At 64.9% G+C, this 15,409-nt stretch carries 20 protein-coding genes; 15 read left to right on the forward strand and 5 right to left on the reverse strand.

Annotation, left to right across the window (positions count from 1 at the left end):
- Window position 1 precedes the first annotated feature (1 nt).
- The 6 genes from CO669_RS04250 to adhP all read left to right on the forward strand — a co-directional run bounded on the left by CO669_RS04250 (window position 2) and on the right by adhP (window position 5,395).
- Window positions 2–703, forward strand: a complete 702-nt coding sequence (locus CO669_RS04250; RefSeq protein ID WP_097658286.1) for an XdhC family protein — start codon at window positions 2–4, stop codon at window positions 701–703.
- A complete protein-coding gene (locus tag CO669_RS04255; protein ID WP_097658289.1) occupies window positions 700–2,304 on the forward strand; it encodes an NTP transferase domain-containing protein in 1,605 nt (534 codons plus the stop codon). The genes CO669_RS04250 and CO669_RS04255 overlap by 4 nt, the downstream gene beginning before the upstream one ends.
- Before the next feature lie 224 nt (window positions 2,305–2,528).
- The gene (locus CO669_RS04260) at window positions 2,529–2,918 is read left to right on the forward strand and encodes a DUF4189 domain-containing protein (protein WP_097658290.1); all 390 of its coding nucleotides are present in this window, start codon (window positions 2,529–2,531) and stop codon (window positions 2,916–2,918) included.
- Window positions 2,919–3,210: 292 nt separating this feature from the next.
- Complete coding sequence (locus CO669_RS04265) at window positions 3,211–3,549, forward strand: hypothetical protein (protein WP_143278616.1); 339 nt, start codon at window positions 3,211–3,213, stop codon at window positions 3,547–3,549.
- Between the two features lie 274 nt (window positions 3,550–3,823).
- Entirely contained in the window at window positions 3,824–4,234 is a 411-nt protein-coding gene (locus CO669_RS04270) for a DUF2000 family protein (RefSeq protein ID WP_097658294.1), read from the forward strand.
- A gap of 135 nt (window positions 4,235–4,369) precedes the next feature.
- Entirely contained in the window at window positions 4,370–5,395 is a 1,026-nt protein-coding gene (gene adhP, locus CO669_RS04275) for an alcohol dehydrogenase AdhP (RefSeq protein ID WP_097658295.1), read from the forward strand.
- Between the two features lie 4 nt (window positions 5,396–5,399).
- Here the strand turns inward: adhP and CO669_RS04280 are convergent, their stop codons facing one another.
- From CO669_RS04280 to CO669_RS04290, 3 genes are read right to left on the reverse strand one after another with little or no spacing between them, the layout of a single operon-like run.
- Window positions 5,400–5,813, reverse strand: a complete 414-nt coding sequence (locus CO669_RS04280; protein ID WP_097658297.1) for a GFA family protein — start codon at window positions 5,811–5,813, stop codon at window positions 5,400–5,402.
- A gap of 12 nt (window positions 5,814–5,825) precedes the next feature.
- Window positions 5,826–6,290, reverse strand: coding sequence for an SRPBCC family protein (locus tag CO669_RS04285; RefSeq protein WP_097658299.1), 465 nt, complete (start codon window positions 6,288–6,290; stop codon window positions 5,826–5,828).
- Window positions 6,287–6,622 carry an ArsR/SmtB family transcription factor gene (locus CO669_RS04290; protein WP_011088398.1) on the reverse strand — a complete coding sequence of 112 codons (336 nt, stop codon included), beginning with the start codon at window positions 6,620–6,622 and terminating at the stop codon, window positions 6,287–6,289. Before CO669_RS04290 ends, CO669_RS04285 begins: the two co-directional genes overlap by 4 nt.
- Before the next feature lie 98 nt (window positions 6,623–6,720).
- Here CO669_RS04290 and CO669_RS04295 point away from each other — a divergent pair, with 98 nt between their 5' ends.
- From CO669_RS04295 to CO669_RS04325, 7 genes are all read left to right on the forward strand, one after another.
- Window positions 6,721–7,407 (forward strand): TetR/AcrR family transcriptional regulator, encoded by a 687-nt coding sequence (locus CO669_RS04295; RefSeq protein ID WP_502694452.1) that lies wholly within the window; start codon window positions 6,721–6,723, stop codon window positions 7,405–7,407.
- On the forward strand, window positions 7,404–8,192 hold the full coding sequence (locus CO669_RS04300) for an HlyD family secretion protein (RefSeq protein ID WP_097658300.1): 789 nt from the start codon (window positions 7,404–7,406) through the stop codon (window positions 8,190–8,192). Before CO669_RS04295 ends, CO669_RS04300 begins: the two co-directional genes overlap by 4 nt.
- Entirely contained in the window at window positions 8,189–9,121 is a 933-nt protein-coding gene (locus CO669_RS04305; protein WP_097658302.1) for an ABC transporter ATP-binding protein, read from the forward strand. The genes CO669_RS04300 and CO669_RS04305 overlap by 4 nt, the downstream gene beginning before the upstream one ends.
- A complete protein-coding gene (locus CO669_RS04310; protein WP_097658304.1) occupies window positions 9,118–10,299 on the forward strand; it encodes an ABC transporter permease in 1,182 nt (393 codons plus the stop codon). Before CO669_RS04305 ends, CO669_RS04310 begins: the two co-directional genes overlap by 4 nt.
- 28 nt (window positions 10,300–10,327) lie before the next feature.
- Window positions 10,328–11,635, forward strand: a complete 1,308-nt coding sequence (locus CO669_RS04315) for an adenylate/guanylate cyclase domain-containing protein (RefSeq protein WP_097658305.1) — start codon at window positions 10,328–10,330, stop codon at window positions 11,633–11,635.
- 145 nt (window positions 11,636–11,780) lie between these two features.
- Window positions 11,781–11,996 carry a hypothetical protein gene (locus CO669_RS04320; protein ID WP_097658307.1) on the forward strand — a complete coding sequence of 72 codons (216 nt, stop codon included), beginning with the start codon at window positions 11,781–11,783 and terminating at the stop codon, window positions 11,994–11,996.
- 200 nt (window positions 11,997–12,196) lie between these two features.
- Complete coding sequence (locus CO669_RS04325) at window positions 12,197–13,111, forward strand: PhzF family phenazine biosynthesis protein (protein WP_097658946.1); 915 nt, start codon at window positions 12,197–12,199, stop codon at window positions 13,109–13,111.
- A gap of 116 nt (window positions 13,112–13,227) precedes the next feature.
- Here the strand turns inward: CO669_RS04325 and CO669_RS04330 are convergent, their stop codons facing one another.
- Both CO669_RS04330 and CO669_RS04335 read right to left on the reverse strand, forming a co-directional pair.
- Complete coding sequence (locus tag CO669_RS04330; RefSeq protein WP_097658309.1) at window positions 13,228–13,689, reverse strand: DUF488 domain-containing protein; 462 nt, start codon at window positions 13,687–13,689, stop codon at window positions 13,228–13,230.
- An 8-nt stretch (window positions 13,690–13,697) separates the two neighbouring features.
- On the reverse strand, window positions 13,698–14,534 hold the full coding sequence (locus tag CO669_RS04335; protein ID WP_097658311.1) for a DUF72 domain-containing protein: 837 nt from the start codon (window positions 14,532–14,534) through the stop codon (window positions 13,698–13,700).
- Window positions 14,535–14,635: 101 nt separating this feature from the next.
- Between CO669_RS04335 and CO669_RS04340 the strand changes: the two genes are divergently transcribed.
- Together CO669_RS04340 and CO669_RS04345 are read left to right on the forward strand one after the other, a co-directional pair.
- Window positions 14,636–15,016: a hypothetical protein gene (locus CO669_RS04340; protein WP_097658312.1), complete on the forward strand. Its 381-nt coding sequence runs from the start codon at window positions 14,636–14,638 to the stop codon at window positions 15,014–15,016.
- Between the two features lie 65 nt (window positions 15,017–15,081).
- Complete coding sequence (locus tag CO669_RS04345) at window positions 15,082–15,285, forward strand: hypothetical protein (RefSeq protein ID WP_097658947.1); 204 nt, start codon at window positions 15,082–15,084, stop codon at window positions 15,283–15,285.
- Window positions 15,286–15,409 lie beyond the last annotated feature (124 nt).

The following is a 15,409-nucleotide window of genomic DNA, read 5'->3' on the forward strand; positions in this document are numbered from 1 at the left end:
CGTGAAGCTCGCAATCCTGCACGAACTCAACGCCGAACGCGCCGCGCGCCGGCCGGCGATCCTGGTGACCGACACCGAGAGCGGCGAGCAGCGCCTGGTGAAAGCCGCGGATTTCGCCAAGGATCCGCTGCGCACTGAGCTGGAAAAGCAGCTTCGCATGGGCAAGAGCGCCAATGTCGAGGCCGGCGGCAAGAAGCTGTTCCTCAACGTCTACGCGCCGACCGCAAAGCTCGTCATCATCGGCGCAGTCCATATCAGCCAGGCCCTGGCGCCGCTGGCGCGTTCGCTCGGCTATGACGTCACGGTCGTCGATCCCCGCACGGCCTTTGCGAGCCCCGAGCGCTTCCCCGACATTCCGCTCGTTGCCGAATGGCCTGATACGGCGCTGCCGCCGCTCAATGTCGATGCCTACACCGCCTTCGTCGCGGTGACTCACGATCCCAAGATCGACGATCCCGCATTGCTGCATGCCTTCGAGCGCGGCTGCTTCTATATCGGCGCGCTCGGCTCGCGGAAGACGCATGCCAAGCGCGGCGATCGGCTGCGGGCGCAGGGCGCGAAGGAAAGCGACATCGCGCGCATCCACGCGCCGATCGGGCTTGCGATCGGCGCCGTCTCCCCGTCCGAGATCGCGGTGTCCATCATGGCGGAGATCACGGCGGTGCTCCGTCTGCCTCCCAAAGAAAAAGAAGAAGCGGCATGAAATTCGGTCCGGCGACCCCTCAGGATGCGATCGGCGGGGTGACCGTCCACACCCTGCGCCAGGGACCGCTGGTGCTGAAGAAGGGCACGACGATCGGCCCCGCTGAGGTCGAGCAGCTCACGCGCGCCGGCATCAAGGACATCGTCGTGGTGCGCATGGAGGCGGGCGACGTCTCCGAGGACGTTGCGGCCGCCAGCATCGCGCTGGCCGTCGGGGGCGAAGGCATCCATGTCGAGCGCGCCTTCACCGGCCGCGCCAATCTGTTTGCGGCACAGCCGGGCGTGCTGGTGATCGATCGCGCCGCGGTCGACCGCATCAACAATATCGACGAGGCCATCACCTTTGCGACGCTCAACGCCTACAAGCCGGTGGTCGAGGGCGAGATGGTCGGCACCGTCAAGATCATCCCGTTCGGCGTCGAGGGAAATTTGCGCGATGCCGCGGTGAAGGCCGCGGGCAAGGACGTGCTCAGAATCGCGCCTTACGTGATCAAGCGCGTCGGCGTGGTCTCGACCCTGCTGCCGGGCCTGTCCTCCAAGGTGATCGACAAGACGCTGCGCGTCACCGCCGAGCGGCTTGCGCCGGCCGGCGCCGGCATCATCGCCGAACGGCGGGTCCAGCATGACGAAGCCGCGCTGTCGGCCGCGATCAAGGAATTGCTCGCGCTTGGCGCCGAGCTCGTCATCGTGTTCGGGGCCTCCGCGATCGCCGATCGCCGCGACGTGATCCCCGCGGCCGTCACCGGCATCGGCGGCGAGATCGAGCATTTCGGCATGCCGGTCGATCCCGGCAATCTCTTGCTGATCGCGCGGGCCGGCGGCGTGCCGGTGCTGGGTGCGCCGGGCTGCGCGCGCTCGCCGGTCGAGAACGGGTTCGACTGGGTCTTGATGCGGCTGCTCGCCGGCATCAAGGTGACGCGCTCCGAGCTGATGGGCATGGGCGTTGGCGGCCTGTTGATGGAGATCGTGACGCGCCCGCAGCCGCGCGCGACAGCGGAGACCGAGGGCAACAGCCACGTCGCCGCCATAGTGCTCGCGGCGGGACGCTCCACACGCATGGGCGGGCCGAACAAGCTGCTCGCCGAGCTCGACGGCAAGAAGCTGGTACGGATCGCGACCGAGCAGGCGCTCGCTTCAAAGGCGTCCGAGGTGATCGTCGTCACCGGCCACCAGACCGAGCTGGTCGAGCAGGCGCTTCAGGGGTTGAAGGTGCGGTTCGTCAAGAATCCCGATTTTGCCGGCGGCATTGCGAGCTCGGTCAAGGCGGGCATCGCCGCCGTGCCGGAGGCTTGTGACGGCGCCTTGGTCTGTCTCGGCGACATGCCGCTGATCGATGCCGGCCTGATCGACCGTCTCATCGACGGCTTTGCGCCGGACCGCGGCAACCTCATCGTCGTGCCGGTCAGCGAGGGGCGCCGCGGCAACCCTGTGCTGTGGTCGCGCCGCTTCTTCAAGGAGTTGATGACCCTCGACGGCGACGTCGGCGCGCGTCATCTGATCGCCAGGCACGCCGAGGCGGTCGCCGAAGTGCCGGTGGACGGCGAGAGTGCCTTCCTCGACATCGACACGCCGCAGGCATTGGAAGCGGCGAGACGCGGATGACGGTGCCGCAAATGTCGGTGCCGTAGGGTGGGCAAAGGCGCGGAGCGCCGTGCCCACGATCTCTCTCACGCAATCTGCAATTCGTGGGCTCGCTGCGCTTTGCCCACCCTACGGCACTGTCCGTGGGGACACATTACATCTCGCCGATTTCAACCACCCGTTCACCATCTGGAAACGACCGCCGCTTAGAGTTCCCCCACCTGCCTTGGGGGGGGGGTTTTTCCATGGCTTCGAACGTCGTCGCGCGCCGTTGCGCGATGTTTTTCTTTGCGCTGTCCGTTTGTGTCGCCGGCGCTCGCCACATCACGGATGCGCATGCGGCCGGCGCATTTGCGGTCGGCAAGTGCGGCGCCTATGGCCAGGCTTATGACTATGGCCACGAGCACGAGGCGCGGGCCGCGGCGCAGAAGCAGTGCAAGGGCGACTGCACGACCGTGACGATGAAGCGTGCCTGCGCGGCGATGTCGGTCGATCTGTCCAATCCGTGTGGCGCCTATGGCTATGCCGTCAAGCCGAAGATCTCCGCCACGCTCAATGCCGCCACGCGCGAATGCTACAAATACGGCGGGAAGGAATGCGTGATCCGCGCGTGGGTCTGTGACGCCAAGGGGTAGTTTGCCGTTGTCGGGCGCGCGCCTTTTGGCGCACGCTTCAGGCTGCAATTGCACATCGGAAAATCCTTAGGCTCCGCCGTGCATCGAAGACGTCGAGTTTCCTGAAAATCCCTGTGCCGCGGGCATTTCCCATATCGCTCGATTGGCGGCGACAAGACCACGATGAGACGCAATCTCCGACGACCGGTTTGGTAGTTCCAATCGTGCATTTCAACTTTTGGTCGCGAATACGCTGGCTTGTTTGATCTCGGTATGCGACCTTGCATTGAGCGAACTCGAACCGGGAGCGAAAATGAGAACGATCAATTGGGTGTGCACCAAGTCCGCTGGCTGGAATTGGCAGGGAGCAAATGGTGCGACGAATGAACCCAATCAGATGACGGGAACCATCAACCTCGGGACGAACACGGAGTTTTGGTGGCAGTGCGAATCTCTGATCCTGGATGGAAAGACCGTCGGTACGGCGGCGATCCGGCATTATCAGGAAGGTGGTCAGGATCTGATTCAAGTGTTCACGGACGCCAGAGGCGCTTGGCACGACCAGCCGTCGACTGGCAACTCCGTAGCCAGCCAAACGGGCGAGACAGGCAAGAGCGGGGGCATCAGTCTGACGGCTGCTTTCGTTGACTAACCCTCGCGTCGTCCAGACCTGCGATTGACCGTCGCGCGTCTTGACGCATGCGGAGGCCGGTAGGGTATCGATCGCGGCCGCATTGTCGCGGTCGATACGGCCAGTCCATGCCGCGCTCATGGTTATGCCGTGGAGCCGAGAAGTTTCAGCTCGTCCAACCCCGCAATCAGAAAATGCTGGGCCTGGGCCTGCGACGCGAAGGCGTAGTTCCTCTTTTGCTGTCGTTCCGGTACGATGCATGGCATCGCGTCTGGAATGACGTTTGGGGAATTGCATGCAGTTCGATACCAAGATCGCCGTCGTGATCCGCTCCGATCTTCAGGCCTGGCAGAAGCTCAACGTCGCGTCGTTTCTCACCAGCGGCATTGCCGCGGCCTTTCCGGACTGCATCGGCGAGCCCTATGAGGACGCCTCGGGCACGAACTATCATGCGCTGATCGGTCAGCCGATCCTCATCTACGGCGCCGACGGCCCTGCGCTGTCGCGGGCACTCGATCGCGCGCTCGCGCGCAACGTCAAGCCGGCGGTCTACACCGAGGACATGTTCAGCACGACGCATGATGCCGCCAATCGCGAGGCGGTGAGGGCAGTGGCGCGCGCCGATCTCAATCTCGTCGGTCTCGCCATGCGCGCCGAGCGCAAGGTGATCGACAAGGTCCTCGACGGGCTGAAGTTCCATAGCTGACAGAGATTCGGCCCGGCGTCATTGTGGTGTCATGATGAGGCCGGCCTTGCGCAAACTTTGTGCTGTTTGACCCCCATCAAAGGAGCGCCGGGCGGCGTCGCTATTCTGCCTCGCAACACGCAGAGGAGCAGACAGATGCCGACCATGAAAGCCGCAATCGTCAAGCAATTCGGCAAGCCCCTGGTGATCGAGGACGTGCCGGTGCCGCAGCCCGGTCCCGGCGAGGTTCTGGTCAAGGTCAAGGCCTGCGGTGTCTGCCACACCGATCTGCATGCAGCCTCCGGCGACTGGCCGGTGAAGCCGGTTCCGCCTTTCATTCCCGGCCACGAGGCCGCGGGCATCGTCGCGGCGCTCGGGCCCGGCGTGAAGAATCTGAAAGTGGGGGATGCCGTCGGCGTCGCCTGGCTGCATGACGCCTGCATGTCCTGCGAATATTGCGAGACCGGTTGGGAGACGCTGTGCGAGCACCAGCACAACACCGGCTACAGCGTGAACGGCGGCTTCGCCGAATATGTCATCGCCTCGGCCGCCTTTGCTGCCAAGCTGCCGGCGACGGTCGATTTCGCCGCCATCGCGCCGATCCTGTGTGCCGGCGTCACCACCTACAAGGGCTTGAAGGAGACCGAGGCCAGGCCCGGCGAGTGGGTGGTGATCTCAGGCGTTGGCGGGCTCGGCCACGTCGCGGTTCAGTACGCCAAGGCGATGGGGCTCAAGGTTGCGGCAGTCGATATCGCCGAGGACAAGCTCAAGCTCGCCCGCGAGACTGGCGCCGATCTCGCCGTGAACGCGCTTGCAGCCGATGCGGTGGACAAGGTGCTGGCGGCAACTGGCGGCGGGGCTCATGGCGTGCTGGTGACAGCGGTCTCGACCCCGGCATTCGCCCAGGCGCTGAAGATGGTGCGCCGGAAAGGCACCGTCAGTCTCGTCGGTCTGCCGCCGGGCGAATTCCCGACGCCGATCTTCGACGTGGTGCTCAAGCGCATCACGGTGCGCGGCTCGATCGTCGGCACGCGGCGCGACCTCGACGAAGCCGTCGCATTCGCCACGGAGGGCAAGGTGAAGGCCGAGGTGACGAAGGTGCCGCTCGCGCAAATCAACGACGTCTTCGATCGGATGAAGGCCGGCAAGATCGACGGCCGCATGGTGCTCGATTTCGACTAGGGCTTCATGCCGGCGGCATGCCCGCGAACTTTGGCAGGCTGGGACCGATATGATCCCAGCCTTGTCCGCGCGCAGCGTAGGTCACCGCCTGCGGCCTGTAGCGCGCGGGTTCGTCGAGACTTGCGGCGCGGATCGTGAAGATGTCGGGCTGCGCTGCGAAGGTCATGTAGACCGCAACGCCGCATTGCGGGCAGAAGCCGCGCGTCTTCACATTGCCGCTGTCGCCGACCATGTCCCAGTGCTTGGCCTCGCCAGTGACCGTGATGCCGGCCCGCGCGAACGTCGCGTAGGAACCGTGGCCGCTGCCGCTCTCCCGCTGACAGTCGCGGCACTGACAATGATTGCTGAACAGGGGCTCACCCGGAATCGAATAGCGGATCGTGCCGCAGGCGCAGCCGCCGGTATAGGGCTTGTCCATCGCGCTGCGTCCTCAACTGTCTTCGCCGGCGATGGTATCGAGCCGCTGCAGCACCTTGACCCAACCGTCGCTCATGTTGCGATACGCCGTGTCGTTCTTCGGCGTCACGAAGCCCGAATGCACCACGCGCACGCGCGTGCCCGCTTCGACCGATGTGAGCGACCAGGTGACGACGGTGTCGAGCGCCGAGCCGTAGCCGCTGTTGCTTTCGTCGCCGCCCTTCCAGGCATAGGCGAAGCGCTGGTTCGGCACGACCTCCAGAACGCGGCAGTGGATCGTGCCGTCCCACGCGCCCGCCGGATTGGTCTTGAACGTAAAGGTGTTGCCTTCCACGGCTTCGAAGCCGGTCGGCGGCATCAGCCAGCGCGCGATCAGCTCGGCGCTGGTCAGCGCCCTCCAGACCGTCGCGACGGCGTGAGGGAAGACCTCGTCGATGACGATGTTCTGAGTTTGGACCTTGGAAGCAACTGCACTCACGGATCGATCTCCTTCAAGAGGTCACGCAGGTTCTGGAAGCGCTCGCGCCAGAACACGCCGTAATGGTCCATCCAGGTGACCAGGGGCTCGAGCCCTTGCGGCGCGGCGCGGTAGTAGACGTTGCGGCCCTCGGCGCGCTCGGCGACGAGGCCAGCCTGCTTGAGGGACTTCAGGTGTTGCGAGATCGCGCCCTGGGTGACGCCGCTGCCGCGCGTCAGCTCGGCGACGCTGATCTCCTTGCTCTCGAACACGCGCTCGAACACGGCGCGCCGCGTCGGGTCGGCGAGGGCGCGCATGACGGTGGTGACGGGGTTTGGAGCAGCTTCGATCATGTCGACTAATTAGCAGATACTAATTAATTAGCAAGAACTAATTTATTAGGTCTGGCAATCATATTGACTATGACTGACTAGTCAGTCAAATATTGAGCATGCCGAAGAAGCCGACCATGCCTGCCAAGCCGTCTGCAGAGAGTGGAGGGCATGCGCCCACGTCCGGCGGACAGATGCCTCCGTCGAGCCGTGCGGCGCGCACGCTGGAGCGGCGCGCGGCGATCGTGGAGGCGGCGATGGAGGAGTTCATCGCCCGCGGCTTCGCCGCCACGCGCCTCGACGACATCGCCAAACGGGCCGGCGTCGCCAAGGGCACGATCTACCTGCACTTCAAGGACAAGGAATCGATGTTCGAGGAGTTGGTGCGGATCGTGATCGTGCCGGTGGTGGAGCGGCTGACCGCGCTGCCGCCGCCGACCGGCTCGGTACGCGACCTCATCGAGGTCTTTGCCGGCAACTTCCTGAAAGAGGTCATCGGCACCAGGCGCGGCGATCTGGTGCGGCTGATTGTGGCGGAGGGGCCGCGTTTTCCCGCCGTCGCCGATTTCTACTACCGTGAGGTCGTCTCGCGCGGAATCGCGGCCATGCGCGCCCTGATCGAGCTCGGCATCGCCCGCGGCGAGATCCGCGAAAAGGATCTCGGGCGCTATCCGCAGATCCTGGTCGCGCCCGCGATGATCGCGGTGATCTGGCAGAGCCTGTTTGCGCGGCATGCGCCGCTCGACGCGCAGGACATGCTGCGCGTCCATCTTGATTTGATTTTTGGCGAACGGAGGACGACATGAGGTCGTCACGCGCACTTGCTGCATTTGCATTGGTCGTCGCGCTCGCAACCGGCCTCGCCGGGTGCAAGGAGAAGCGCGATCCTGGCTTCCAGGGCTGGGTCGAGGCCGACATGATCTATGTCAGTCCCGATGAAGCGGGGCGGGTGACGAAGCTTGGCGTGCGCGAGGGCGATGAAGTCAAGGTCGGCGATCAGCTCTATTCCGTCGACGACGACCTTCAGCTTGCCGATCTCAACCAGAACAAGGCGACGCTCGCGAATGCGCAGCAGACCTATGATCGCGCGGCCTCGCTGAGCAAGACCGGCTCGGGCACGCAGGCCAATCTCGATTCCGCGGTGTCCGCCTTGCGCGTCGCGGAAGCGCGGGTGGCGACGTCGGAGACGCGAATGGCACGGCGCAAAGGCTTTGCGCCCGTTGCCGGCACCATTCAGCAGATCTATTTCCGCGAGGGCGAGATGGTGGCAGCGCAACGACCGGTGCTGTCGATCATGCCGCCCGGCAACATGAAGCTGCGCTTCTTCGTGCCGGAGACCGCGCTGCCGAAGCTCGCGATCGGCGACACCGTCCGCATCTCCTGCGACAATTGCGCGGCCGATCTCACCGCGAAGATCTATTTCATCGCGACCTCGGCCGAATATACCCCGCCGGTCATCTACAGCCTCGATGAGCGCAACAAGCTGGTCTATCTGATCCAGGCGCGGCCTTCGCGCCCCGACGCGCTGCGGGTCGGCCAGCCGATCGACGTCTATCTCAACCCGAAGACACCGGTGGCGGACAAGCGATGAGCGTTAGCAGCGGCATCGCGATCGACGTCAAGGGCCTGAGCAAGTCGTTCGGCGGCCGCGAGGTCGTGCACGATCTGTCGATGCAGGTGAGGCGCGGCTCGATCTACGGCTTCCTCGGGCCCAACGGCTCGGGCAAGACCACGACCATCCGCATCCTCTGCGGGCTGCTCACGCCTGACAGCGGCGAGGGCACCTGCCTCGGCTACGACATCCTGAAAGATGCCGAGAAGATCAAGCGCCAGGTCGGCTACATGACCCAGCGCTTCAGCCTGTACCAGGATCTCTCCGCGCGTGAGAACCTCGAATTCGTTGCGCGGCTCTACGGTCTGGCCGATGCGCAAGGCGCTGCGCGCGACATGATCAAGCGGCTCGGGCTCTCCGGGCGCGAGGAACAACTCGCCGGCGAGCTCTCGGGCGGCTGGAAGCAGCGGTTGGCGCTCGGGGCCTGCACGCTGCCCAATCCGCAATTGCTGCTGCTGGACGAGCCCACCGCCGGCGTCGATCCCAAGGCGCGGCGCGACTTCTGGAACGAGATCCACGCGCTGGCGGCCGAGGGCCTCACCGTACTGGTGTCCACCCATTACATGGACGAAGCCGAGCGCTGTCACGAGATCGCCTATATCGCCTACGGCCATCTGCTGGCGCACGGCACCGTGGAGGAGGTGATCGCGAAATCCGCGCTGACGACCTACACCGTGACGGGCGACGACCTCAACGGCCTGACATCCGAGCTCACCGGCAAGCCCGGGGTCGACATGGTCGCGCCGTTCGGTACCTCGCTGCACGTGTCCGGCCGTGACGTTGCGGCGCTCGAAGCCAGCATCGCGCCGTGGCGGCGAACAAGCGGCTTGCACTGGCACCAATCGTCGCCCTCGCTGGAAGACGTGTTCATCGAGCTGATGGGGCGCTCCAGGGACAATTTCCAATGAGCGCCGTCGATCGTCCGGCTCCAGCCCAGGGCCCAGTCCCAATCCACGCGGTCCGCGAGCGCTTCGGTTTCCTGCGGCGCTCCTATGCGATGCTGATCAAGGAGTTCATCCAGCTCAAGCGCGATCGCGTGTCGTTCGCGATGATCGTGATGCTGCCGGTGATGCAGCTCATGCTGTTCGGCTATGCCATCAACACCACCCCGCACCATCTGCCGAGCGCGGTGCTGCTCCAAGAGGATTCCGATCTCGCCCGCTCGATCCTGAAGGCGCTGGAGAACACCGCCTATTTCCGCTTCCTTTATGAGGTGCACGACGTCGACGATTTCGACAATCTCCTGAAATCCGGCAAGGTGCTGTTCGGCGTCGAGATTCCGCGCGGATTCGAGCGGGCGGTGCGGCGCGGCGACAAGCCGGCGCTGCTGGTAGCGGCCGATGCGACCGATCCGGTGGCGGCCAGCGCGGCGATGGGCTCGCTCGGCATGATCGTGCAGACCGCGCTCAAGCATGATCTCTATATCGGCGATCCCCCGGAGATGCCGTTCGAGATCCGCGCGCATGCCCGCTACAATCCGGCAGCTAGCTCCAGCCTCAACATCGTGCCGGGCCTCGTCGGCACCATCCTCACCATGACCATGCTGATCTTCACCGCGCTGTCGGTGACACGCGAGGTCGAGCGCGGCACCATGGAGAGCCTGCTGTCGATGCCGATCAAGCCGGTCGAGGTGATGTTCGGCAAGATCGTGCCCTACGTGCTGGTCGGGTTCCTCCAGGCCTTTCTCATCATCGGCATCGGCGTCGGCCTGTTCGGCGTCCCCGTGCTCGGCAATCTGTTCCTGCTGGCGCTGCTCTCGACCCTGTTCATCACCACCAATCTGTCGATCGGTTACACCATCTCGACGGTGGTGCAGAACCAGCTCCAGGCCATGCAGATGTCGATGATGTTCTTCCTGCCGAGCATTCTGCTGTCCGGCTTCATGTTCCCGTTCGCGGGGATGCCGACCTGGGCGCAATATGTCGGCGAATGCCTGCCCCTGACCCACTATCTGCGCATCGTCCGCGCCATCATGCTGAAGGGCGCGACCATGCAGAACTTGCGTTTCGACACGCTGGCGCTGGCGGCCCTGATGCTGTTCGCGATGACCATCGCCGTGACGCGCTTCCGCCGCACGCTGGATTGAGGCACAATGCCCCGGAATCGAGGGGCGAATGGCCAGATTTGCGAGCAGGAGGACACGGCAGCACGCCGTGCTATCGGAGGATTTCGAACGCGAGCTGACACGCGAAGTGCTGCGCACCGAGCTGCTCCGGGTGCGGGCGCTGATCACGACCGGCTGCGTTATGGTGCTGTTCCTCACCGCGATGTATCTGGTCGATCCCACTGTGGTGAACAGGGTGTGGCGCGGCACGGAAGGGCTCGTCGAGGTCTACGGCCTTCTCGGCGGCTTCATCCTGTTCGAGGTCTGGGTCCATACCCAGATCAGGAACAATCTCAAGCTCGACCGCGACGTGCCGGTGGTCCGGCGCTATGTCGGCGCGTTGATCGAGACGTCGCTGCCCACCGTCATCCTCGTCCTCCAGATCCGGACCTTGGGCGCGAGCCAGGCGCTCGGCTTCGCGGTGCCGCTGATCTATTTCATCTTCGTCATCCTCTCGACCCTGCGGCTCGATTTCTACCTGTCGACGTTCACGGGTTTCGTCGCGGCGGCCGAGCTGTTCGCCGTCGCGCTGATCTACGATTCTGCCAGTGGTGCCGGTGAGCCGCAGGCCTATTTCCATGCCGTGCGCAGCACCATCATCCTGATCTGTGGCGTGCTGGCGGGCGCCGTCGGCGCGCAGCTCCGTCGCCAGTTCGCCGCGAGCATTGCGGCGGCGACCGCGCGCGACCGGGTGACGAACCTGTTCGGCCAGCATGTCTCGCCGCAGGTCGTGGAGCAACTGATGGCGGCAGGGACCAGCACCGGCGGGGACGTCCGCCGCGTTGCGGTGATGTTCGTCGATTTCCGCGGCTTCACGGCCGGCGCGCAATCGCGTACCCCGCAGGAAGTGGTGGATCGGCTCGACGGCGCCTTTGCGGTGCTTGTGGACATTCTCGACCGTCACGGCGGCATCGTGAACAAGTTCCTCGGCGATGGCTTCCTCGCTCTGTTCGGCGCGCCGCTGGAAGCCTCCGACGCCGCGCAGCGGGCGGTTGCCGCGGGCCGCGACATGCTGCACGCAATGGGCCGCATCAACGCGCAGACGAGCTGGCCGCTGCGCATCGGCATCGGCATTCATTTCGGCGAGGTCGTCGCCGGCAATATCGGCTCGCCCCGGCGCAAGGAGTACACCGTCATCGGCGACACCGTGAATTTCGCCTCGCGGCTGGAAGCGCTGAACAAGGAGTTCGGCTCGCAGCTCCTGATTTCGGCGACCGTGCGCGAGGCGCTGGGCGAGGCCGGCAGCGACGCTGTCGCGCTCGGCGAGGTCGCCGTGCGAGGCTATGAGCAGAAGGTGGCGGTGTTTCAATTGGGGTAGCGCGCCTTCACGCGGGAGTCGCGGTTCGTTGAAGCGCCGTCGCGCTGCGTTGAAGACGCGTGATGACATATCCCTGCTAGCTTTCGGGTCCTGCACTGTGGAAGCCGAATGTCTCGGCTTTCACTCTTCACCCCGGAGAAAGCCAATGACCCGATTGACCCTTGTTGCGGCCGTCCTGCTCGCCGCAGCCGCCACCCAGACCCAGGCCGCAACGGTGCGCCACGCTGCCCCGCCGCGCGCGGCCGTCACTCAAGCGATGACCGACACCTGCGTCAGGGCTCCGGCGGAAGGCGCGTATGCCTCCGCGCCCTACACGCAGCCGCCGTGTCTGCCGAACACGGGCTACGCGTACGCTTACTGACGATCGCGCCAGACGATGTCGGGTTGGCGGATTCCGCCAGCCCGACCTCGATAGATGACTGCAGTCCGTCAGCCCTCCAACACGCCATTCGCTATTGCTCCGATTGCTCCGAATTTTGGGGCATGACGAGCGATGTCGCCGGCCTGTAAAGTCCCGGCGATGCGGCCGGTTGCGGCCGCGACTTGCATGGGGAAGTGACGATGCTGCGCCGCTACATCACCGTCGACGTGTTCACCGACCGCGCTTTCGGCGGCAACCAGCTTGCCGTGGTGCTCGACGCCGGCGGGCTTTCGTCCAGGCAGATGCAGGCGATTGCCACCGAATTCAACTATTCCGAGACCACCTTCGTGCTGCCGCCGCGCGACAAGGCCCATGATGCGGAGGTGCGCATCTTCACGCCGGTCCGTGAGATGCCGTTCGCAGGCCATCCCAATGTCGGCACGTCCTTCGTGCTGGCGAGCCTTGCGAAGGAGCCGAAGCCGCGCCTGCTGTTCGAGGAGATCGCGGGCCTCGTGCCGGTCGACATCTTCAGGGAGCAGGGAAAGGTGGTCAGCACCGAGCTGACCGCGCCGCAGCCGCTGTCGCGGCTTGCGCAGCTTTCGGCCGAGGACGTCGCAGCCTGCATCTCGTTGAGCGCCGATGACATCAGGACCGATCGTCACGCCCCGCAGGTCGTTGGCGTCGGGACGCCCTTCGTGGTCGCGGAAGTGCATTCGCGCGATGCGCTGAAGCGGGCGAGGTCCGACGCGGCGGCCTTCGGCAGGCTCTTGCCGCGCGACGGTGCAGTCTCGGTGTGGTTCTACACGCGCGATGTGCCCGCGGCGGAGGCGCCGAGCGAGATCCAGGCGCGGATGTTCATGCGCGGTGCCGGCGGCTACGCTGAGGATCCGGCCACCGGCAGCGCCACGGTTGCCGCGGCCGCACTGTTCGCCGATCTCGATCCCGTGCGCGATGGCGAACTCAAGCTCACGGTCGGCCAAGGCTTTGACATGGGTCGGCCGAGCATTCTGCTGACGCGCGTGCGCAAGCAGGACGGCAAGATCGTCTCCGCCCATGTCGGCGGCAGTTGTGTGCAGATGATGGAGGGGACGTTCAAGCTGACGGGGGAGGGGTAACTGGTCATTCCGGGGCGCGCGTAGCGCGAACCCGGAATCCATTTATCCACCCACTCTGCCGCTCCATGGATTCCGGGTTCGCGCCAAGAGGGCGCGCCCCGGAATGACGACAATAGCTACACCTGCCGCCCCGCCAAATTCGTCACCGTCACCCCATCGCGCTCCTCGATGATCTCCGCGATCATCTGGCGATGGCAGTGGGTGTGATCGCGCTCGTAGCAGAGCAGGCACACCGGGCCCGCCTTCTTCACCAGCGCCGAGAGCTCGTCCATGGCTTCCCTGGCCTCGGGTGCCTTCAGATGCTTTGAGAAGATCTTCTCCAGCAAATCGTACTGCCCGCTGCGGGCGGCGAGGCGGCCTTCCTTCGGCGTGCCGAGCGCGGCGAGATGGACATAGGCAATGCCGCGCTCGTCGAGCCCTGCCGCAAGCTGCTTCTTGGAAAAGCCCGGCCGGCGCGACGACGTCACGGCGCGCACGTCCACCACGAGCTTGACGCCGGCCTGGTCCAACTCGTCCAGCACGGCCTTGGACGGCGTCTGCTCATAACCGATGGTGAAGAGCTTCTTCGCTTTTGCCATGGGGCGCCTCAGCTGACCCGCGCGATCAGTTCCATGGCGCCGTGCGGTGCGCGCACCTTGCCCTCGTGAATGACATAGGCGAACACGTCGCGCGGCTCCTTCTTGGGCTTGGCCTCGTCAACTTTCGGCAGGTCGTCCGGTTCGCCGCCTGCGGCCCAATCCTTGAAGCGCCCGGCCCAGGCATCGAGCTGCTTCGGCGGGTAGCACGTCTTGATCTCGTCATTGCCCTTCTGCAAGCGCGCATAGACGAAGTCGCCGGCGACGTCGGCGATGGCGGGATACTTGCCGTGCTCGGCGAACACGACTGGCGTCTCGAACTCGCGGATCAGCGCCACGAAGTCCGGCGTGCAGAAGCTGTCGTGGCGGACTTCGACGACATGGCGCAGCGCGCGTCCGTCGAGCTTGCGCGGCAGCAGCTCGAGAAACTTGCCGAAATCGGCACCGTCGAATTTCTTGGTCGGCGCGAACTGCCACAGCACCGGCCCGAGATGGTCGCCGAGTTCCAGTACGCCGGAATCATAGAACCGCTTGATGGAGTCGCCGGCCTCGGCGAGCACGCGGCGGTTGGTGGCGAAGCGCGGTCCCTTCACCGAGAACACGAAGCCGTCGGGCACCTCGCTCGCCCATTTGCGAAAGCTCTCCGGCTTCTGCGAGCCGTAATAGGTGCCGTTGATCTCGATCGAGGTCAGCTTCGAGGCTGCGTAAGACAGCTCCTTCGCCTGTGTGAGTTTCTCCGGATAGAACACGCCGCGCCAGGGCTCGAAGGTCCAGCCGCCGATGCCGATGAAGATGTTGCCGGATTTTTTGGACGCGGTTTTTGCTTTTGCCACGGGAGGATCTCGCATCGACGGGGAGGGAGGGCTTTATCCTAGTCAAACGAGATGTGATTGGCCAGTTCTCGCCTCGAGTCTAAGCTCGGCAGTGATCTGCGAAAAAGGAGAACAAGATGCGGATGCTGACGGTGGGAGCGACGCTCGTCATGATGACATCTGCTGCCATGATGACTTCGGTCATGGCGGATGACGACGATGCCAGGAGCGCACAGAAGCTCGCCCAGCAGGGCCGCGATGATTACTGGCATTGCCTGGCGCGGGAATATTCGCGGGACAGCAATCAGGGAATGACGGACCAGGATTTTGGCCGCTCGGTCGCGGGCGCCTGTCCGTCGGAGCGGCAATATTACCGGGTGGCGCTGCTCGGCTATCTCACCACGCAATATCCGAACATCGATGCCGGCGCCCATCTCGCGACCGCGAACAGGGCGGTGGAGTCCGCGCAGAAGGATATCGTGTCGGCTTTCGTCAAGCACAGGCCGCCAGCGAAGTAGGGGCCCTTCCGGCTCCGCGCGCATCCGTGGTATCACGGGGCGTATCTGGATGAGGGATGGGTTTCATGGCGTCTGAGTCGATGGGTGGCATTCTGGGCGCGATCGTCGCCGCGATCGTGCTTGCGGTCGCCGTCGTGTTCGGGCCGATCGGCCAGTACGGCAAGCCGCCCAAACCGGCGAAGGTCGAGCCGGCCCCGGCTGCGGCACCCGTTGCCCCCGCCGCGCCGGCGCCGCGGGGCCCGATCATCCGGGAAGTACCGAACCAATAAGCACAAGAATTCCGGTTTCCGGCCCCTTGCGGAGCGGTCCTAGCGTTCCTATCTAGGTTCTAACGGCGACGTTGAGCGGAAAACTCCGTCGCTGGGACGACCTTGGAATAGCTTCAGGCCTGCG

Origin of the sequence: Bradyrhizobium sp. Y36, assembly GCF_002531575.1 — a bacterium.
GTDB lineage: Bacteria > Pseudomonadota > Alphaproteobacteria > Rhizobiales > Xanthobacteraceae > Bradyrhizobium.